Consider the following 18,436-nt stretch of genomic DNA (forward strand, 5'->3'; position numbering starts at 1 on the left):
GATCGAGACCGGCCAAAACCTGTCCCGCTGGTCGCGCATCAAGCGGGAGCCTTTCGAGAGGGGCCGAAACGGTCGAGTACGCCGATCAGGATGTCGAGGGCTCGGTGTAGGTCTGGGGTTGAAGGGGTGGCGTAGCCGATGACCAGGCCGGGTGGGCCGGGGGTGGAGCGGCGGTACTCCGACAAGGGGGCTACTACTACGCCGGCTTGGCGGGCTTCGGCAGTGATTTGATGGTCGTTGAGGGGGTCGGGGAGGAGCAGGGTGATGTGGAGGCCCGCTTCCTGGCCGATGATCTGGCCGTAGGGCGCGAGGGCGGTGCAGGTGTGGAGGCGGCGGTCGGCGTACAGGCGGCGGCCTTTGCGGACGGTCTGGTCGAGGTAGCCGTCGCGGAGCATGGCGAGGAGGGCGGCCTGCATCGGCCAGCCGGGCCAGTCGCCGGACTCGGCGCGGAAGCGGGCGAGGCGATCGACCATCGTGTCGGACGCGACCAGCCAGCCGAGCCGGAGCGCCGGGCTGATGGTCTTGGAGAGCGTGCCGAGATGGACCACCCGATCCAGGTCGAGTTGGGCGAGCGCGGGCAGCGGCGCGACGTCGTACCGGAACTCGCTGTCGTAGTCGTCCTCGATCAGCATCGCGTCGTTCCGTCGTGCCCACCGGACCAACTCGTTGCGTCGGGCAACGGGTAGCCGGCCGCCGAGCGGGTACTGGTGCGACGGGGTCACGTAGACGGCCGGGACCTCGGTCAGCGCGGAGACCTGCAGCCCGTCGGCGTCCACCGGTACGTCGACGATGTCGAGGTGGTGGTCCCGCGCCGCGACGACCGCGTTCAGGTAGCCGGGGTCCTCGATCGCGATCCGGTCGCCCGGACTCCGGGTCACCGTGAGCAGCAACCGGAGGCCGTGCACGGTGCCGTTGGTGATCAGGATGTTCTCCGGCCCGCAGGCGATCCCGCGGACCCGGCCGACGTGGTCAGCCAGCGCAGCGCGGAGCTCCGGCAGCCCGGCGGCATCGTCGTACCCACGTGGCGGCGACTGCGTCGACACCTCCCGCCAAGCACGTCGCCAGCCGGGGTCCGGCGTCGGTGCGATGTATGGGATGCCGGGGCGCAGGCTGAGCAGCTCAGCCGCCGGATTCGGCTGGGGTGCGGCCCGGTGCCGTACGGCGGGCTGCAGCGGTACGACGTCCGTCACGTAGGTCCCGGCACCCGTACGACCCTCGATCCACCCCTCGGCGTGGAGCTGGTCGTACGCCGCTTGAGTCACCGACCGGGACACGGACAGGTCGCGGGCGAGATCGCGAGTGGACGGGAGCCGGTGGCCGGACCGGAGCCGCCCGTCCAGGATCGCGGCCCGGAACTGCTCGGCCAGCTGCAGGTGCAGCGGCAGACCGGTACGGCGATCGATGGTCAGCGGCAGGGAGCTTTCCACGAATGGACTACCTGATTCGCGCGGGAATGGACCGTGCCAGCATGCCACTCCGGACGGGACTCTGGTGACATGACCACCACGCCGCTGCAGCCGACCGACCGGACCTCCCTCCGCCGCTCCAAGGAGCGCGCTGCTACCGACCGGCAGGCGCTGTACGACGTACTCCTCGACGGCATGTTCTGCCATCTCGGCGTCGTCGTCGACGGTGCACCGCTGGTACTGCCGACGGCGTACGGCGTGGATCTGGATGAGGGACCCGACGGGACGCTGTACCTTCATGGGTCGGTCGCCGCCCGCAGTGTGGTCGCGGCGCCGCAGCAGACGATCTGCGTGACCATCACGCACGCGGACGGCCTGGTGCTTGCCCGCTCCGCGTTCCACCACTCGGTCAACTACCGCTCGGCGGTGATCTTCGGCGTACCGAGGCTGGTGACCGATCCGGATGAGAAGCTGCACGCCCTCAACCGCATCGTCGACCACCTCGTCCCCGGCCGCTCCACCGCGGTCCGCCCGCCGAACCGCAAGGAACTCGCGAAGACCTCGGTCCTCGCGCTCTCACTGACCGAAGCCTCGGTGAAGACCCGCTCCGGGCCGGCCAACGACGAGGAGCAGGACCTCGACCTGCCCTACTGGACTGGTGTGATCCCGCTCCACGTCGTTGCCGGCGAACCGGAGAACAACCCTGACTGCGACCTGCTGGTGCCCGCTCACGTCCGCACGAAGGCGAACCTGCTCGGCGCACCGTCCTAGGCCACCGTCCCCTTGTTGTAGTTCTTCTGGGCCCAGAAGTAGCCGACCACGGCGATCGCCGCGCACCAGGCCAGCGCGAGCCAGCCGTCGCCGCTGTCCATCGGCGTACCCAGCAGCAGGTGCCGCAGGGTGTTGATGGTCGGGGTGAACGGCTGGTACTCGGCGAACCAGCGGATTCCGCTCGGCATCGAATCCAACGGGATGAAGGTGTTGCTCAGGAACGGCAGCAGCAGGGAGATCGGCAGGACGACGTTGCTCGCCGCCTCCGGTGTCTTGCTGGTCAGGCCCAGCGCGATCGCGAACCAGGTCAGCGCGACGGTCAGCGCGATCAGGAGGCCGGCTGCCAGCAACCAGTCTCCCGGCGACGCGTTCGGGCGGAACCCGATCAGGACGGCGAAGCCGACCACCAACGCCAGGCTGACGATCGTGACGAGCACGTTGCCCAGCACATGTCCGGTCAGTACGGCGGGCCGGAAGATCGCCATCGTCCGGAACCGGGCGACGATGCCCTCGGTCATGTCCATGCAGACGGCCACCGCGGGAGACATCGTCCCGGACGCGATCGACATCAGCAGGATGCCCGGGGTGAGGAAGTCGATGTAGTCGAAGCCGGCGCCGCCGCCGCCGAGCCCTGCTGAGAACGTGTCGCCGAAGACGAGCCCGAACAGCAGGATCATGATCACCGGCATCGCGAGGGCGCCGAGGGACAGACCGGGGTAGCGCTGGGCGTGCCGTAGGTTGCGGCGCAGCATGGTGGCGGTGTCTTGCAGTGCGTAGCTCATTTCGTCGTCACCTTCTCGTGCGAAGTCTCAACAGTGGGCTGACCGGTGACGGCGAAGAACACGTCGTCCAGGTCGGGGGTGTGGACAGTCAGTTCGTCGACCTCGACCGAGGCGTCGTCGATCTGGGCCAGCAGGGCGCGCAGCGAGTGCACGCTGCCGTCGTTCGGCACCTGCAGGACCAGTGCCTCCTCGTCCCGCGCCGCGTCCGGCAGGACCTGGGACGCGAGGGCGAACTCGTCGGGCGCGGTGAACCGGAGCCGGACATGCCCGCCCGGCACCAGCCGCTTCAGCTGCTCGGGCGTGCCCTGCGCAACCAGCCGCCCATGATCGAGTACGGCGATCCGGTCGGCGAGCTCATCCGCCTCGTCCAGGTACTGCGTGGTGAGGAGGACGGTGACGCCTCCGGCGACCAGTTCGCGGATCAGCTGCCACATGCTGTGCCGGCTGCGTGGGTCCAGACCGGTGGTCGGCTCGTCCAGGAAGATGATCCGTGGATCCCCGACCAGCGTCATCGCCAGGTCGAGCCGGCGCTTCATGCCGCCGGAGTACGTCGAGGCCATCTTCGAGCCGGCTTCGACGAGGTCGAACCGCTCCAGTAGTTCGTCCGCCCGGAGGCGGCCCTCGCGACGGCCGAGGTGGTGCAGGTCGGCCATCATGATCAGGTTCTCGCGGCCGGTGAGCAGGCCGTCGACCGCGGAGAACTGGCCGGTGACGCCGATCGCGGACCGGACGTCCTCGGGGTTCTGGTGCAGGTCGAACCCGGCGACCCGGATCTCGCCGGCGTCGGCCGCGATCAGGGTGGACAGGATCTGCACCGCGGTGGTCTTGCCGGCGCCGTTCGGGCCGAGCAGGGCAAAGATGGTGCCTTCGGCAACGTTCAGGTCGATGCCGTCCAGCACGAGCTTGTCGCCGTAGGACTTGTGCAGTCCACGGACGTCGATGGCTGATGACATGGGTCTTCCTCGGCTGTGAAGTGGGCAGGGTGAACCTGACCCAATGGCTGAAAGGGTCTGTGGGAGGAGATTCAGGGCGTGCTGATCCAGCCGGCCGGCCTTCGTCGAAGGCGCCGGATCAGCGAGGAGGGAGGGGGACTAGATGTCGAGGTCCTCCACCGTGGGGTGGTTCGAGGCTTCCTCGACCAGTTCGTAGAGGTCCTCGGGGATCAGCTCGCGGAGCTCCTCGATGGTGTCGACGACATCGAGGGTGGCCTCGCCCTGGGCCACGCTCCAGGACTGGTCGGTGCTCCAGTTGCCGATCCACGAGCGCCAGCCGCTCAGGTACTGCTCGTCGTCGGCGCCCACGGTGAAGAGGTTGCTGCGGTCCGCGTGCAGCACGTACTTGCCAGTCCGGCTCCGATACACCTTGAAGGCCTCGTAGCCGTGCTTGCTGGATCGGCCGCCCTCGGCGAGCAGTACGCCGGAGAACCGCTGCTTGCGGCCGGTCCCCCGGCCCACCCGCACGGTGATCTCGTCGTACCCCTCGAGCCGGCCTTCCTCCAGTTCGACGTACTTGCGCAGTGCGATCGAGATCGCCGAGGACAGGTTCCCGGCGAGCTCCTGCGCCTTCTTGTACAGCGGCAGGTCGTCGTCCGACACGTAGATCGTCTTGTTCGGCATGGTTCTCACTCCTCCTACGTAGAACTATACGTACGAGGGTGGGCCGTGTCTACATATATCTCTACGTAGAGGTGGAACCGGCCGGCTCAGCGAGGTGAGAACAGCCAGGGATGGTCGAGATCGAAGAACACCGGCTGTTCCGCGTCGAGCGAGTTCAGTTCGTCCATCGTCGACTTCAGGCTTGCCGGCGGCTCCTTCCGCTCGCCCTCGCGGGCCTCCGCCTCGGAGGTGAAGTACAGCGCGGTCGTGAAGGCACCCTCGTCGTACGTCGCGAGCAGACTGCCGAGGATGTCCGGCCGGAAGGCAGCCCACTCCTCCGGATGCGCAGCCATCAGCGCGCGGGCTCGCTCGGGGTTCGACACCCGTCCCTGGATCACCTGGACGAAACCTGCCGCATTCGGGTCGCCGGACTGGTCGACCGTCACATCCTCGGTCTCGTGGAAGACGGCGCCGCCGGTGAGCAGCGTCGAGAACTCGTGCCACCACTTGTCCTGCGCGGGTGACTCGCTGTTCCGCCGCGCGGCGTCGGCGGACTCGAACCGAGCCAGCACGATGAACCGCCCGTCCGCGGTGACCCCGGCGGTGCTCCCCAGCCAGCCGGTCGCCTCGGGCGCCAGTTCTTCCATCCACCGGTCGAACGCGGTGTGCGCCTGCTCGGCATCGGTGATCTGCCCCTGAATGACCTGAACGAACATCGGTGAGACCTCCCCTGTCTCCCCCAGGTCGCACTTCGACGCTACGCCGGTGCGTTCACCCGGTCGATGCCTGTGGATGGGAGGCGCGTGGCGCTTCGGATGCGGGCCAGCATGAGGAGGCTGGCGAGGATGCCGGTGGCACCTAGGGTGATCAGGCGCGGGTCCGTTTTCCACAGGCCGAAGACGAACCAGCACGACAGTTCGCCGAACACCAAGGCCCACGTGCCTTGGGAGATGCCGGTGGGGCGTGCGGTCCGGTACGCCGTCCACACCGACGGCGTGACCTGGACGATCGAGGCGGCGGCGAGCAAGGTGCCCAGGCCGATCCGTCCACCGACGGCTGCCGCGAGCACGAGCAGCCCCACCCAGCCGCAGATCCAGACGATCGCACGGCGGTTCACCGCGCCACGGCGTACCAGCATCACCGAGAGGGTGCCGGCCAGGATGGCTGCCCCTGTGGACGGCAGGCTCGCGGTCCAGTAACCCGAGGCCATGAAGTACGCGAACCAGGCCGCGTTGTTCGCACTCGTCAGCGTCGCCCAGGACCAGGAGACGCCGGCCGTGTCATCCGTGCCGCGGAGCTTGAGCAGCTGCGGCAGGTACTGCGGAATCCCGAAGCAGGCGGCGAGGATGGGCAAGAAGTCGAGCATGGCGCAAGATTACTGCTGAATCGGCGACGATATCGTGCGAATTCATGCTCACATCGCGGGACAACGGCTAGGATCTGTGGCATGGATGCGATCGATCGCAAGATCCTTGCGGTGCTTCAGGCGGAGGGCCGGCTGACCGTCACCGAGCTCGCCCAACGGATCGGGCTGAGTGCGGCGCCCTGTCACCGGCGGTTGCGGGAGCTGGAGCGGTCCGGAGTCATCAGTGGATACCGGGCCGTCATCGATCCGGGCGCGGTCGGGCGCGGGTTCGAGGTGCTGCTCGCGGTCACGATGGACCGGGAGGAGTCGGTGGCCGGGTTCGAGTCCGGGCTGGCCGAGATCCCCGAGGTGGTGCATGCCGAGCGGCTGTTCGGGGAGCCGGACTACTTCGTCCGGGTGGCGACGGCCGACATCGGCGCGTTCCAGCGGCTGCGCGACGAGCGGCTGGCGCGGCTGCCCGGAGTCCAGCGGCTGACCTCGACGATCGTGATGAAGAAGGTGGTGGACAACCGCCCGCTGCCGACGTGAACGGTGTGGAAACTCATCCACTCAAACCTGACTTATCCACAGATTTCGCCGAGTTTCGGCCGGATTCGGTGGAGAAGTCGACGGTGAGCTGGGGACAACGTCGCCAAAACGGTGTGCACAACTGGGGATATGGATGTGGATAACTCCACTGCTGTGATTCCGGACAAGTCCGGTTCACCCGATGGGATCAGTGCGTCAGACCCACTGGGTGGAGACGACGAAGCCGACCGCGATCAGGCCCATGCCGATCAGCAGGTTCCAGTTGCCCAGGTCGTCCATCACCGGAATGCTCTGCCCGGCCACATAGAAGACGACCAGCCAGGCGAGCCCGAGCAGCCAGCAGGCGAGCATCACCGGCGCGACCCACACGCGGCTCGTGGTGCGCGGCTTCTTCGGCGTCTTCTCGACCTTGACCTTCTCGGTCTTCTTCTTGTTGCGACTGCTCGACTCGGGCACGGCTGAACTCCTTGTAAGGACGCATAAGCTGACCTCTGAGGCCAGGAGGCCCGGACCTGTCGGGTCCGGTCCGGGGTTAGCGTAGTGCAGACAGCAACATGGAGATCACAGGTGCGTAGGTTCAAGCGGATTTCGCTGTGGCGCGTGGGGGCACCCCTGGCGCTGCTGTGCGCCGGTCTGCTGTTCGCGACCAGCGCCACCAACGCCCGAGGCACCGACCTGCGTCCTTCTCGCAACACTACGCTCGCCGGGCTCGTGGAGGAACAGAGCCGGCGCAGCGCGAGCCTGGTCCGCCAGCACGCGGCGCTGACCCAGGACATCGAGAAGCTGCAGGAGCAGCAGGGTTCGATCGATCCGGCGCTGGCCAAGAAGCTCCAGGACCTGTCCGAGGACGTCGGCACCACGCCGGTCACCGGTCCGGGTCTGACGGTCACGCTGAAGGACGCGCCGTCCGAGGTGGTCAAGGAGAACCCGGACGTCGACGCGGACTGGTTGGTGATCCACCAGCAGGACATCCAGGCAGTGGTGAACGCGCTCTGGGCCGGTGGTGCCGACGCGCTCTCGATCCAGAACCACCGGGTCATCTCCACCACCGGGATCAAGTGCGTCGGGAACTCCGTCGTACTGCACGGTGTGCCCTACCTGCCGCCGTACAAGATCACGGCGATCGGTGACCGGCGGAAGCTGCAGCAGGCGCTCGACGACTCGCAGTACATCGAGAACCTGCAGGACTACGTGGTGAAGTTCCAGCTCGGCTACGAGGTGAAGAGCGAGTCGTCGATCGCGATGCCGGCGTACGAGGGCACCCTCGACCTGCAGAGCGCGACGGTGCCCGGGTTCGAGCACACCCCGTCGGTCAGCCCGACGGCCAGCGGCCGCTAGCTGTCACAATGGTCCGCATGCCGCGGATCCTTGTCGTCGACAACTACGACTCCTTCGTCTACAACCTGGTGCAGTACCTCCAGCAGCTGCAGGCCGAGACCACTGTGCTGCGCAACGACGAGGTCACCCCTGACCAGGTCACCGAGTACGACGGAGTCCTCCTCTCGCCCGGCCCCGGAACGCCGGAGGAAGCCGGCGCCTGCGTGGACATCGTGCGGGACAAGGGTGGCGAGGTGCCGATCTTCGGCGTCTGCCTCGGCCTGCAGGCCATCGGAGTCGCGTACGGCGGCGTGGTCGGACGCGCGGACGAGTTGCTGCACGGGAAGACGAGCCAGGTGTTCCACGAGGGCGCCGGTGTGCTCGCCGGACTGCCGTCGCCGTTCACCGCGACCCGGTACCACTCGCTCGCGATCGCCCAGGACACCGTGCCGGACGAGCTGCAGGTGACGGCCCGGACCGACGCCGGTGTGATCATGGCGGCCCGGCACCGCGACCTCCCGGTCGAGGGCGTCCAGTTCCACCCGGAGTCCGTGCTCACCGAGGGCGGCCACCGGATGCTGGCCAACTGGCTCGCGATCTGCGGCGACCCCGACGCTGTCGCCCGCTCGGCCGGCTTGGCGCCCGTCGTCAGCTGACACCAACGCGAAAGGCCCCCGCCGAGGCGGGGGCCTTTGTGCATCGTCCGGCGGTCAGCCGCCGATCGTGATCCCCGGCGTGCCCGGGCTCTCCGGCGTGGACGGGGTTTCGCTCGGAGTGTCGGTCGGCTCGGGCTCCGTGTTGACGGTCAGCGTGATCGTCGAGCCCTTCGCGATCTTGGTGCCGGCCTTCTCGCTCTGCGCGATCACCGCGTCCGGACCGTAGTTCGGGTCGGTGCCGTTCTTGTAGCCGACCTGGAAGCCGAGATCCTTCAGCTGCTTGGTCGCGTCGTCCTGCGGCACGCTGACGACGTTCGGGACCTCGACCATCTCCTTGCCGCTGGACACGGTCAGGGTGAACTCGGCGCCGGACGGGTACTGGCCGTTCGGGTCCGGGCTGACCGCGAGGACGGTGCCGGCCTTCTCGCCGCTGTCCTGCTTGACCGTCTCTTCCTTGACCTTGAACTTCCCGGGCGAGTCCTCCAGCGCCTTGCGGGCCTGCGACTCGGACTTGCCGATCACATCCGGCACCGGGAACGCAGCCCGGCCGGACGAGAACACCACGGTGACGGTCGAGCCCGGGTCGGCCTGGGTGGCCGGCTCCGGCGTCTGGCTGAGCGCGATTCCGCGGCCGACCGTGTCACTCGTCTGGCTCGGCCCCTGCGCGAACTTCAGGCCCTTCTCGGTCAGCGCCGCGGTCGCCTGCGTCGCCGTCATGCCGCTCACGTCCGGCACCTGGACCTTCGCCGGCGGAGTGTTCGCCGTACCGCCGTCGTCCTTGCCGAGGTTGGTGAACAGCGCGTAGGCACCGACCGCGATCGCGACGATGGCCAGGCCGAGCAGGAAGTAGGCGAGGCCGCGGTTGCGCCGCGACCGGGAGTCCTCGAGGTCGTCCGGGTCGCCGCCGGGCGGCAGCAGGTCGTCGGCCGGACCCTGCCGGTACGCCTGCGTCGCGGTCGAGGCCACGGTCGCCGGGATCGCACGGGTCTCGGCAACCGACGCCATCGGCGCCGTCACCTGCTGTCCGGCCAGCACCCGGTGGATGTCCTGCCGCATCTCCGAGGCGCTCTGGTACCGCTCCTCGCGGCTCTTTGCCAGGGCCTTCAGTACGACGGCGTCGACCTCCGGCGGGATGTCCGGGTCGAACGACGACGGCGGCAGCGGCTGCTCCCGAACGTGCTGGTACGCCACCGAAACCGGCGACTCGCCGACGAACGGTGGCCGGCCGGTGAGCAGTTCGTACAGCAGGCAGCCGGTCGAGTACAGGTCGGAGCGGGCGTCCACGGTCTCGCCGCGCGCCTGCTCCGGCGACAGGTACTGCGCGGTGCCGATGACGGCCGCTGTCTGCGTCATCGTGGACGAAGTGTCCGCGACCGCCCGGGCGATGCCGAAGTCCATCACCTTGACCTGGCCCTGCGGGGTCAGCATCACGTTCCCGGGCTTGATGTCGCGGTGCACGATGCCGGCCCGGTGGCTGTAGTCGAGTGCCTCGAGGACACCGGAGGTGATCTCCAGCGCCCGCTCCGGCATGATCTTGCGGCCCTCGCGGATCAGGTCGCGCAGCGTCTTGCCGGTCACCAGCTCCATCACGATGTACGGGATCGTGACGCCGGAGCCGTTCGGGTCGGGCTCCTCACCGGTGTCGTACACCGACACGATGGTCGGGTGGTTCAGCGAGGCCGCCGACTGCGCCTCGCGCCGGAACCTCGCCTGGAAGGTCGCGTCACTCGCCAGGTCGACCCGGAGCCGCTTGATCGCGACGGCCCGGCCGAGCCGGTTGTCGACGCCCCTGCGCACATCGGCCATGCCGCCGCGGCCGAGCGGTTCGCCCTCTTCGTACCGGCCGCCGACGAGACGTGCCTGCGATGTCATGACTCAGCCTTCCAACCCGTCCGGAAACACTCACTCGACTTGCCCACCGTAGCGGCCGCCACGCGTGGATCCCCGTGGGAAAGACGCACTGTCACGGCATCATTCCGTATGGTGCTCATTGGTTCAGCACCGCCTCCATGACGCTCTTCGCGATCGGCGCGGCGAGCCTGCCGCCGGCGATGTCGTCGCGGGAGATGTTCGCCTTCTCGATCAGCACGGCGACCGCGATCTTCGGGTCGTCGGCCGGCGCGAACGCGGTGAACCAGGCGAACGGCGGCCGGTCCGGCGAGGTCTGCGCCGTACCGGTCTTGCCGGCCACCTGCACCCCGCTGATCCGGCCCGGCTTGCCGGTGCCGTTGTTCACGACGTCGATCATCATCGTGGTCAGCTGGGACGCGACCTCCGGCGTGACCGCCTGGTGCAGCGACTCGGGCTTGGTCTCCGACACCGTCTTCAGGTCCGCCGTCTTCACGTTCTGGACCAGGTAGGGCTTCATCACCTCGCCCTTGTTCGCGATCCCGGCCGACACCATCGCCATCTGCAGTGGGGTGGCCCGGACGTCGAACTGGCCGATCGCCGACTGCGCGGTCTGCGGCTGGTTCGGGTCGCCGGGGAACTGGCTGGCCACGGCACCGAGCTCCGGCAACTGCTTCTCGCCGAAGCCGAACTTCGCCGCCTGGTCACGCAGGACGTCCGGACCGAGGTCGAGGCCGACACTGCCGAACGCCGTGTTGCACGAGAAGCGCAGCGCCACCGTGAGGGTCGCGTTGTCGCTGCCGCCGCAGTTGCGGCGGTCCTCGTTCACCAGCGGCTGCGTGGTCTGCGGCAACGGCAGCTCTGCCGGCGAGTTGACCTTCGTCTCCGGCGTGTACTTCCCGCTCGACAGCGCGGCCGCCGCCGTCACCAGCTTGAACGTCGAGCCCGGCGGGTAGAGCTCCTTCGCCGCCCGGTTCGACAGCGGCTTGTTCGGGTCCGCGTTCAGCCTCTTCCACGCGTCGCTGACCTTGTCCAGGTCGTGCGAGGCCAGCTGGTTCGGGTCGTACGACGGCCGGCTCGCCATCGCCAGCACCTTGCCCGTCTTCGGCTCCAGCGCGACGACCGCGCCGGTCTTGCCGGCCAGCCCGGCGTACGCCGCCTGCTGGGCCGCGGCGTTCAGGGTCAGGGTCACGCTGCCACCCTGCTGCGGGCGGTTGCTGATCACGTCGATGATCCGGCGGAACGCCATCGACGGGTCCGAGCCGTTCAGCTCGGAGTTCATCGTCAGCTCGATCCCGCCACGGCCGAACAGGTAGGAGTAGAACCCGGTGAGTGGTGCGTACGTCGGTCCGGCCGGGTAGGTGCGCTGGAACTTGAACCGGTCGTTCGACTGCTCGCTCTTGGCGATCGGCGTACTGCCGATCAGGATCGGACCGCGGTTCACCGAGAACTGCGAGTCGCGCACCCGGCGGTTGTCGTTGCGGCCGTTGAGCTCACCGGCCCGGAACGCCTGCAGGTACGTCGAGTTCGCCATCAGCGCGAGCATCAGGATGATCGCTGCCACGGCCAGTCGTCGGATCGCTGAATTCACTGCTTCTGCACCGCCATGGCGATCGTTTCGTCGGACACGGGAGCGGCCGGCGTCTGCGGCCGGCGTGCTTGGTCACTGATTCGCAGCAGCAGCGCGATGATGGCCCAGTTCGCGACCAGCGACGTACCGCCCAGCGCCATGAACGGCGTGGCCAGACCGGTCAGCGGGATCAGCCCGGTGACGCCGCCGACGATCACGAAGATCTGCAGGGCGAACGACATCGCCAGACCGGTCGCGATGAGCTTGCCGAAGATGTCGCGGCAGCCGAGCGCGGTCCGCAGGCCGCGCTCGATGATCAGCGTGTAGACCAGGATGATCGCGATCAGCCCGGTCAGGCCGAGCTCCTCGGCGAACGAGGAGATGATCATGTCGCTCTGGCCGTACAGCGTGATCTCCGGGCGGCCCTGACCGAGGCCGCGGCCGAGGACGCCACCCCAGGCCTGGCCCATCAGCCCGGTCGCGACCTGACCGCCGTCGATCGAGAACGGGTCGAGCCAGTCCTGGATTCGTTTGTGGACGTGCCCGAAGGTCTGGTAGGCGAAGAACGCACCGGCCGCGAACAGCAGGCCACCGATGATCAGCCAGCCGGCCCGCTCGGTGGACACGTACAGCAGGAACAGGAACAGACCGAAGAACAGCAGCGACGACCCGAGGTCGCTCTCGAACACCAGCACACCCAGGCTGACCGCCCAGGCGATCAGGATCGGGCCCAGGTCCCGCGCCCGCGGCAGGTCGAGCCCGAGGAAGCGGTGCCCGGCCAGCGTCAGTACGTCGCGCTTCACCACCAGATAGCCGGCGAAGAAGATGACCAGACACACTTTCGCGAACTCACCGGGCTGGAACGACATCCCGGCCAGCCGGATCCAGATCCGGGCGCCGTTCAGGTTCACGCCGAGTCCGGGGATCAGCGGCAGGACCAGCAGAATCAGACCGGCCAGTCCGGCGGTGTAGGTGAGGGCCTGCAGGCGCCTGTGATCTCTGATCACAAGGATCACCACGAGGAACAGCACGATGCCGACCGCGGTCCAGGTGATCTGCTGTGGCGCGGCCGGTGCCTTCGGGGTCCGGCCGTTCGCCTCGGCGATCGAGGCCAGGCCGAGGTCGATGCGGTGGATCATCGCCACGCCAAGCCCGTTCAGCAGCACCGCGCACGGCAGCAGCACCGGATCGGCGTACGGCGCCCGGTAGCGCAGCGCGAGGTGGGCGATCAGGGCGAGCAGACCGATCCCGGCGGCGTAGTACCCGGTACTGGCCGGGACCTTGTCCTGCACGGTGATGCCGATGTTCACGTACGCCGCGACCGAGACGCCGACCGCGATGATGAGCAGGAACAACTCCACCCCGCGCCGGGTGCGCGGGATGATCTGGATGACCGACGTCGACGCGATGCTCATCGAACGCCGTCACAGTCGTCAGGGTCGACCGGCGTACTCGGCGTGGTCGACGGTGAGGTCACAGGAACCGTGGCGGGGGGCTTCGGCGGCGTGGACACAGGCTTGCCGGTCGGCGGCGGCGCCGTACTCGGACGCGGCGTGCTCGGCCGCGGTGTCGGGCTCGGGGTCGGCTTGACCCGCGCGCACTCGTCCGCGGTGTGCTGCAGTTCGCTGACGATCGCGTGTGCCCCGGCCAGGTTGTCGGCCTGGATGTTGGCCTCCACCTGCTCCCGGCTGTAGGTCGGCAGCTTGTCCACTTGCAGCGTCTGTCGCTCGTACACCTTCGACAGCGTCAGGCCCGGGAGGTCGCCTTCCACACCCTTGAAGATCGCCACGTAGTCGCCGTCGGTGCCGACGAAGTACTGCTTCTGGGTCCAGCTGTACGCGAACCAGATGCCGCCGCCGATCAGGCCGAGAATCACCACGAGTACGGCGATCCGCCGCAGCCACGGGAACCGCTTCGGCGGCCTCGGGGCGTACCGCAGTTCCTCCGGGTCCAGCGCGGTCGCATGACCGCCACCACCGTGGCCGCCACCCCGGACTGCCGTGGTCGGCTCGCCGCGGCCCGTGCTGCCTTGTGCCAACTCGGCCGCGGCACCGACCAGCTGCGGTGTCTCGCCGCTGACGGGCGGCGTCTCGATCACGTCCGCGACGACACAGGTGACGTTGTCGTTCGACCCGGCCTCAAGGGCGTGCGTGATCAGCTCGACCACCACGGAGTCCGGCGTACCGTCGGCCATCGAGGCCGCGATCACCTCGTCGCTCACGTAGTCGGGCAGGCCGTCACTGCACAGCAGCAGCCGGTCGCCGGCCCGGACGTCGAGCATCTCCAGGTCCGGATCGGAGTCCGGCCGGCCGTCGAGCACCCGCAGGATCAGGTTGCGGTGTGGATGGGTGAAAGCCTCCTCCTTGGAGATCCGGCCCTCGTCCACCAGCGACTGCACAAAAGTATGGTCGTGGCTCAGCTGGTACAGCTGGCCGTCCCGCATCCGGTACGCGCGGGAGTCGCCGAGATGAGCCAGCCCGAGCTGCTGACCGTCGAACATCAGCGCGGTGACGGTGGAGCCCATCCCCTCGCGCTCCGGGTCCTCCTCGACCAGCTCGGACAGCCGCTCGTTGGCCCGGTGCACCGCGCCGGCCAGCGCCTCGATCATGTCCTCGCCGCTGATCTCCGGGTTGTCCAGCCGCCGGATCACCTGAACCGCCGCCGCGCTGGCCACCTCACCGGCCGCCGCGCCGCCCATCCCGTCGGCGAGCAGCAGCAGGTGCGGACCGGCGTACGCCGAGTCCTCGTTGTTGCGGCGCACCCGTCCGACGTCGGACAGTGCTGCGTAGTCGAGCGACAGGGTCATCGAGGCAGGCCTACTTCGCGATGTTCAGCGTCGTCCGGCCGATCCGGATCGAGCCGCCGATCTCGGCCGGCACCGGGCGGGTCACCCGCTGGCCGTCCAGGTACGTCCCGTTGGTCGAGCCGAGGTCCTCGACCCACCACTGTCCCTCGGAAGAGAACAGCCGGGCGTGCCGGGTCGAAGAGTAGTCGTCATCGAGCCGGATCTGACAGTCCGAGCCGCGGCCGATGATCACCGGCTCGTCGACCAGGGTCGCGCCGACGCCTGCCTGGGGCCCGTCCGCGATCGTCACCGACCCGGGCAGGCCCTTGCGTTTCTTGGTCGGCTTGGCGGGCTTCGGCGTACGGGAGTTCTGCGGTACGACGGCGGCCGCGGCGCGGCTGTCGACCTTGGCACCGAACAGGTCGGACCTGATCACGGACAGCACCGCCAGGACGAACATCCACAGCAGCGCCAGGAACCCCAGTTTGATCAGGGTCAGGGTCAGTTCCGACATGGAAGCTCAGTCACCACCCGCTGCTCGGCGGCTGGGCCATCGGCTCGTCCGCGAGGCGCAGCGTCATGGTTGTGTTGCCGATCCGCACGGTCGAGCCGTCGACCAGCTCGGCCTCGGTGGTCCGCCGGCCGTTCACCAGGGTGCCGTTGGTGGAGCCCAGATCGACCAGCACCACGCGGATGCCGCCGGGGCCCTCCGGCATCAGCCGGATCTCGGCATGCCGCCGGGAGACGCCGGGGTCGTTGATCTGGATGTCCGCGTCGGTACCGCGGCCGAGGACCACGCCGGGCGGGTTGACCGGGCGGCGTCGGCCGTTCACCTCGAGCATCACCTGGGGGTGACCGCGGCGAGGCTGCTGTTGCTGCGGGGGCGGGCTGGCCGGGGTGCTCAGCACCGGGCCGTCGTTCGGCGGCACGTAGGGCTCCTGCGGGTAGGGCTGGGACCGCCGTTGCGGTGAACCGACGGTGGCACTGACCACCCGGAACTTACCGGTCGGCAGCTCGTCCTGCTGGGTCAGCTCGATCTCGATCGGGCCGGAGAACGTGTACCGCTGGATGTCGGCGTGGTCGCGCAGTTCGTTGGCCAGTTCGTGGTTGAGGGTCCGGCCGTAGGCGTTCAGACGCTCGAAATCGCCCGGACCGAGCTCGATGGTGAAGTGGTTCGGCACCAGCCGGCGGTCCCTGGACAGGATCCGCGCGGTGTTGTCGATCTCACGCTTGAGCGCCGCCGCCAGCTCGATCGGCTCGACGTCGCCCTTGAACGCACGCGCGAAGACACCGCTCACAATGCCCTCCAGGCGTCGCTCGAAGCGCTGCAGCGGTCGCACGCCTCCTCCTCCACGGTCGGTCGCCGGCTGGTGCCAACGATCGTGCCTGCCGTCCGGCGCCCTCAGCAGGCACGCCGTACGCCGCGTCCACCGTCACGGTGGACACACCGGGTACGACGATCGATCGTATCGGGAGGTTCGACCGAACCCGCAATGTGAAGGTCCGCCACATCCCGTGCTACTGTCTTCCTCGGTCGCGAACGACATCGTCGGAGCGGCCAGCGCGCGGGTGGCGGAATAGGCAGACGCGCACGGTTCAGGTCCGTGTGCCCGAAAGGGCGTGGGGGTTCAACTCCCCCCTCGCGCACAAAGTCCCGGTCAACGACCGGGACTTTTCACATTCCCAGACAGACTGTGATGAACCCCGCAGCCGGGCCGCCGGGCTACTGACGGCGAACTGGTGGCCACGAATACTTTTCGTTACGATGGGTGCATCAACACCGGCCCCGCTGCTAGTCGTCCAGGCTGCAAGGGCCGGTTTTCTTTTGGAGCCCTCGCCCGATGCCTGTCGCCTACACCAAGCCGCATCTGCCGTACCAGGAGCAGTTGAAGCTGCTTCGCAGCCGAGGGCTCGAGGTGAACGATGAGGCAGCCGCGCTGCGTCTGCTGAAGAGCGTGGGCTACTACCGATTGTCGGCGTACGTCTATCCGTTCCGGGAACTGCTCCCGATGGACGAGCGTGCTGTCGCGAGTCCGGCGCACTACCGCTCGGAGTCGATCACCGCCGGTACGACGTTCGAGCAGGTTGATCGGTTGTGGGCTTTCGACCGCAGGCTCCGGCTCCTCGTCCTGGACGTCATCGAGACGGTGGAGATCGGGCTGCGAACAAAGGTCGCCTACGTTCTTGGCGCCAGAGATCCGTTCGGACATCTCCGGGTGGGCTCACTCGACGCGGCCGCGTGCGGCGAGCCGGTTCGACGCGATGGTCGCCGGGAGACGAGGCACCAGGCGTGGTCGAGGAACTATCGGCAGGCGATTCGCGATGCTGGCCGGGAGGACTTCCTTCGGCACAACCTGCACAAGTACGACGAACTTCCGGTGTGGATCGCCGTCGAAGTCCTCACCTTCGGATCCCTGGTCAGGCTCTTCAACCTCATGCGACCGGAGGACCGCACGGTGATCGCCGGGGAGTTCGGCGTCAAGGGCGGCGGACTGGTCGGCGGCTGGCTCGAGGCGATCAACTACCTGCGCAACGTCGCCGCACACCACGCGCGATTGTGGAATCGCTCGATGACCTACAAGATCCGGCGATTCAATCGCCACCAGGTGGGTCCGGTGCTGGATCACCTGGCGGGCGCGGTTCCAACCGACAAGGTCTACTCGAGTCTGGCGATCGCGGCCTACCTGTCGAGTGCTGTTGTCCAGGACAACTCCTGGCCACGCTCCCTGCTCACTCATGTACGGGCGTTTCCGGCGACCGCATCCCTGTCGCCGACCGACAGCATGGGTTTCCCCGTGAACTGGGAGCACGAGCGCCTGTGGACGGGTGGAGCCTCCTAAGCATCAGGAGGTGTGTGGCGCTGCGTGGTTCTGTCGGTGCTGGGTGCGACTGTAGGGCGATGACGGGGATTCGGGTGGCTCTTGCGCAGCCGGGGATCAGTGCGGACGCGCGGGTGAACGGGAAGACGGTTCGGTCGTTGATGCGGAAGGCGGCGGCTGGGCGGGCGCGGTTGGTGCAGTTTCCTGAGGGTGCGTTGAGCGGGTATGCGAAGGAGCAGATCGCCGACTGGTCCCAGGTTGACTGGGATGTGGTCCGTGAGGAGCTCGAGCGGATCATGGCGCTGGCTGCTGAGCTGCGGCTGTGGGTGGTGCTGGGATCGGCGCATCCGTTGACGCCGCCGCATCGGCCGCACAACAGCTTGTACGTGATCTCCGACGCCGGCGAACTGGTCGACCGGTACGACAAGCGCTTCTGCTCGAACACCGAGATCAACCACTTCTACAGTCCTGGCTTCGACCCGGTCGTGTTCGATGTCGACGGCTATCGATTCGGCTGCGCGATCTGTGTCGAGGTCAACTTTCCGCACTTGTTCAGCCAGTACGAGCGTCTTGGCGTCGAGTGTCTGCTGCTGTCGGCGTACCCAGTCGACTCGATCTTCGAGCTGAAGGCCCGCGCGTACGCCGCGATCAACTGCTACTGGGTTTCGATGTCGCTGCCCGCGCAGACCGTCGACCTGATGCCGTCCGGTCTGATCACGCCCACCGGCACGTACGCCGCCCAACTCAGCGGCAACTCCGGTCTCGCCATCACCACCCTGGACCGCGACGACCCCGCCCTTACTGTTCCGTTCCAGCACGCCCGTCCCTGGCGCGCCACCGCCGTGAAGGGCGACATCTACCGCACCCGAGCCGTCGACGACCCCCGCTCCCGCGACAAGACCGCACTCTGACCCCGTCCGAAAGGAAGGCGTAAGCCGTGCGGGGGACACCGTAGGTCGGCCGGGGGAATGACGACCGGCGCGGCCGTTGGGT

General features: G+C 68.1%; 19 protein-coding genes and 1 tRNA gene. 7 read left to right on the plus strand and 13 right to left on the minus strand.

Annotated features, from left to right (window positions below; genetic code table 11):
- Nucleotides 1–38: 38 nt before the first annotated feature.
- The gene (locus tag ACGFH6_RS20765; protein ID WP_393386054.1) at nucleotides 39–1,427 is read right to left on the minus strand and encodes a PLP-dependent aminotransferase family protein; all 1,389 of its coding nucleotides are present in this window, start codon (nucleotides 1,425–1,427) and stop codon (nucleotides 39–41) included.
- 69 nt (nucleotides 1,428–1,496) lie between these two features.
- Between ACGFH6_RS20765 and ACGFH6_RS20770 the strand changes: the two genes are divergently transcribed.
- Nucleotides 1,497–2,177, plus strand: coding sequence for a pyridoxamine 5'-phosphate oxidase family protein (locus ACGFH6_RS20770; protein WP_393386057.1), 681 nt, complete (start codon nucleotides 1,497–1,499; stop codon nucleotides 2,175–2,177).
- Here the strand turns inward: ACGFH6_RS20770 and ACGFH6_RS20775 are convergent.
- From ACGFH6_RS20775 to ACGFH6_RS20795, 5 genes are all read right to left on the minus strand, one after another.
- Complete coding sequence (locus tag ACGFH6_RS20775; RefSeq protein ID WP_393386059.1) at nucleotides 2,174–2,959, minus strand: ABC transporter permease; 786 nt, start codon at nucleotides 2,957–2,959, stop codon at nucleotides 2,174–2,176. The genes ACGFH6_RS20770 and ACGFH6_RS20775 overlap by 4 nt on opposite strands.
- A complete protein-coding gene (locus ACGFH6_RS20780; RefSeq protein WP_393386062.1) occupies nucleotides 2,956–3,912 on the minus strand; it encodes an ATP-binding cassette domain-containing protein in 957 nt (318 codons plus the stop codon). Before ACGFH6_RS20780 ends, ACGFH6_RS20775 begins: the two co-directional genes overlap by 4 nt.
- Nucleotides 3,913–4,050: 138 nt before the next feature.
- Complete coding sequence (locus tag ACGFH6_RS20785; RefSeq protein WP_360437924.1) at nucleotides 4,051–4,575, minus strand: EXLDI protein; 525 nt, start codon at nucleotides 4,573–4,575, stop codon at nucleotides 4,051–4,053.
- 86 nt (nucleotides 4,576–4,661) lie between these two features.
- Nucleotides 4,662–5,270 carry a hypothetical protein gene (locus ACGFH6_RS20790; protein WP_393386067.1) on the minus strand — a complete coding sequence of 203 codons (609 nt, stop codon included), beginning with the start codon at nucleotides 5,268–5,270 and terminating at the stop codon, nucleotides 4,662–4,664.
- Between the two features lie 41 nt (nucleotides 5,271–5,311).
- On the minus strand, nucleotides 5,312–5,920 hold the full coding sequence (locus ACGFH6_RS20795; RefSeq protein ID WP_393386069.1) for a hypothetical protein: 609 nt from the start codon (nucleotides 5,918–5,920) through the stop codon (nucleotides 5,312–5,314).
- Between the two features lie 81 nt (nucleotides 5,921–6,001).
- On the opposite strand from ACGFH6_RS20795, the gene ACGFH6_RS20800 reads away from it, so the two are divergent.
- Nucleotides 6,002–6,448, plus strand: coding sequence for an Lrp/AsnC family transcriptional regulator (locus tag ACGFH6_RS20800; protein WP_131362217.1), 447 nt, complete (start codon nucleotides 6,002–6,004; stop codon nucleotides 6,446–6,448).
- Between the two features lie 195 nt (nucleotides 6,449–6,643).
- On the opposite strand, the gene ACGFH6_RS20805 is transcribed toward ACGFH6_RS20800, so the two are convergent.
- Entirely contained in the window at nucleotides 6,644–6,904 is a 261-nt protein-coding gene (locus ACGFH6_RS20805; protein WP_393386072.1) for a cell division protein CrgA, read from the minus strand.
- A 111-nt stretch (nucleotides 6,905–7,015) separates the two neighbouring features.
- Here ACGFH6_RS20805 and ACGFH6_RS20810 point away from each other — a divergent pair, with 111 nt between their 5' ends.
- Entirely contained in the window at nucleotides 7,016–7,786 is a 771-nt protein-coding gene (locus tag ACGFH6_RS20810; RefSeq protein ID WP_393386075.1) for a DUF881 domain-containing protein, read from the plus strand.
- Nucleotides 7,787–7,803: 17 nt separating this feature from the next.
- The gene (locus tag ACGFH6_RS20815) at nucleotides 7,804–8,421 is read left to right on the plus strand and encodes an aminodeoxychorismate/anthranilate synthase component II (RefSeq protein ID WP_393386078.1); all 618 of its coding nucleotides are present in this window, start codon (nucleotides 7,804–7,806) and stop codon (nucleotides 8,419–8,421) included.
- 54 nt (nucleotides 8,422–8,475) lie between these two features.
- On the opposite strand, the gene pknB is transcribed toward ACGFH6_RS20815, so the two are convergent.
- From pknB to ACGFH6_RS20845, 6 genes are all read right to left on the minus strand, one after another.
- A complete protein-coding gene (gene pknB / locus ACGFH6_RS20820; RefSeq protein WP_393386080.1) occupies nucleotides 8,476–10,293 on the minus strand; it encodes a Stk1 family PASTA domain-containing Ser/Thr kinase in 1,818 nt (605 codons plus the stop codon).
- Nucleotides 10,294–10,408: 115 nt separating this feature from the next.
- On the minus strand, nucleotides 10,409–11,860 hold the full coding sequence (locus ACGFH6_RS20825) for a peptidoglycan D,D-transpeptidase FtsI family protein (protein WP_393386082.1): 1,452 nt from the start codon (nucleotides 11,858–11,860) through the stop codon (nucleotides 10,409–10,411).
- The gene (locus tag ACGFH6_RS20830; RefSeq protein WP_393386085.1) at nucleotides 11,857–13,254 is read right to left on the minus strand and encodes an FtsW/RodA/SpoVE family cell cycle protein; all 1,398 of its coding nucleotides are present in this window, start codon (nucleotides 13,252–13,254) and stop codon (nucleotides 11,857–11,859) included. Before ACGFH6_RS20830 ends, ACGFH6_RS20825 begins: the two co-directional genes overlap by 4 nt.
- On the minus strand, nucleotides 13,251–14,645 hold the full coding sequence (locus ACGFH6_RS20835; protein ID WP_393386086.1) for a PP2C family protein-serine/threonine phosphatase: 1,395 nt from the start codon (nucleotides 14,643–14,645) through the stop codon (nucleotides 13,251–13,253). Before ACGFH6_RS20835 ends, ACGFH6_RS20830 begins: the two co-directional genes overlap by 4 nt.
- 10 nt (nucleotides 14,646–14,655) lie before the next feature.
- On the minus strand, nucleotides 14,656–15,138 hold the full coding sequence (locus ACGFH6_RS20840; RefSeq protein WP_360437894.1) for an FHA domain-containing protein: 483 nt from the start codon (nucleotides 15,136–15,138) through the stop codon (nucleotides 14,656–14,658).
- Between the two features lie 10 nt (nucleotides 15,139–15,148).
- Nucleotides 15,149–15,964 carry an FhaA domain-containing protein gene (locus tag ACGFH6_RS20845; RefSeq protein WP_393386089.1) on the minus strand — a complete coding sequence of 272 codons (816 nt, stop codon included), beginning with the start codon at nucleotides 15,962–15,964 and terminating at the stop codon, nucleotides 15,149–15,151.
- Between the two features lie 223 nt (nucleotides 15,965–16,187).
- Here ACGFH6_RS20845 and ACGFH6_RS20850 point away from each other — a divergent pair.
- From ACGFH6_RS20850 to ACGFH6_RS20860, 3 genes are all read left to right on the plus strand, one after another.
- Nucleotides 16,188–16,271, plus strand: a tRNA-Leu gene (locus ACGFH6_RS20850).
- A 194-nt stretch (nucleotides 16,272–16,465) separates the two neighbouring features.
- A complete protein-coding gene (locus ACGFH6_RS20855; RefSeq protein ID WP_393386091.1) occupies nucleotides 16,466–17,464 on the plus strand; it encodes an Abi family protein in 999 nt (332 codons plus the stop codon).
- Nucleotides 17,465–17,523: 59 nt separating this feature from the next.
- Nucleotides 17,524–18,354 (plus strand): carbon-nitrogen hydrolase family protein, encoded by an 831-nt coding sequence (locus ACGFH6_RS20860; RefSeq protein ID WP_393386094.1) that lies wholly within the window; start codon nucleotides 17,524–17,526, stop codon nucleotides 18,352–18,354.
- The last annotated feature ends 82 nt before the right edge of the window (nucleotides 18,355–18,436 follow it).

Source organism: Kribbella sp. NPDC049227 (assembly GCF_043197265.1).
In the GTDB taxonomy this organism is placed as follows: domain Bacteria; phylum Actinomycetota; class Actinomycetes; order Propionibacteriales; family Kribbellaceae; genus Kribbella.

Coding starts and splice junctions, on each gene's coding strand:
- pknB (WP_393386080.1), bottom strand. CDS start 10,293: ATGACATCGCAGGCACGTCTCGTCGGCGGCCGGTACGAAGAGGGCGAA.
- ACGFH6_RS20830 (WP_393386085.1), bottom strand. CDS start 13,254: ATGAGCATCGCGTCGACGTCGGTCATCCAGATCATCCCGCGCACCCGG.
- ACGFH6_RS20770 (WP_393386057.1), top strand. CDS start 1,497: ATGACCACCACGCCGCTGCAGCCGACCGACCGGACCTCCCTCCGCCGC.
- ACGFH6_RS20815 (WP_393386078.1), top strand. CDS start 7,804: ATGCCGCGGATCCTTGTCGTCGACAACTACGACTCCTTCGTCTACAAC.
- ACGFH6_RS20775 (WP_393386059.1), bottom strand. CDS start 2,959: ATGAGCTACGCACTGCAAGACACCGCCACCATGCTGCGCCGCAACCTA.
- ACGFH6_RS20800 (WP_131362217.1), top strand. CDS start 6,002: ATGGATGCGATCGATCGCAAGATCCTTGCGGTGCTTCAGGCGGAGGGC.
- ACGFH6_RS20860 (WP_393386094.1), top strand. CDS start 17,524: ATGACGGGGATTCGGGTGGCTCTTGCGCAGCCGGGGATCAGTGCGGAC.
- ACGFH6_RS20785 (WP_360437924.1), bottom strand. CDS start 4,575: ATGCCGAACAAGACGATCTACGTGTCGGACGACGACCTGCCGCTGTAC.
- ACGFH6_RS20855 (WP_393386091.1), top strand. CDS start 16,466: ATGCCTGTCGCCTACACCAAGCCGCATCTGCCGTACCAGGAGCAGTTG.
- ACGFH6_RS20835 (WP_393386086.1), bottom strand. CDS start 14,645: ATGACCCTGTCGCTCGACTACGCAGCACTGTCCGACGTCGGACGGGTG.
- ACGFH6_RS20790 (WP_393386067.1), bottom strand. CDS start 5,270: ATGTTCGTTCAGGTCATTCAGGGGCAGATCACCGATGCCGAGCAGGCG.
- ACGFH6_RS20840 (WP_360437894.1), bottom strand. CDS start 15,138: ATGTCGGAACTGACCCTGACCCTGATCAAACTGGGGTTCCTGGCGCTG.
- ACGFH6_RS20795 (WP_393386069.1), bottom strand. CDS start 5,920: ATGCTCGACTTCTTGCCCATCCTCGCCGCCTGCTTCGGGATTCCGCAG.
- ACGFH6_RS20780 (WP_393386062.1), bottom strand. CDS start 3,912: ATGTCATCAGCCATCGACGTCCGTGGACTGCACAAGTCCTACGGCGAC.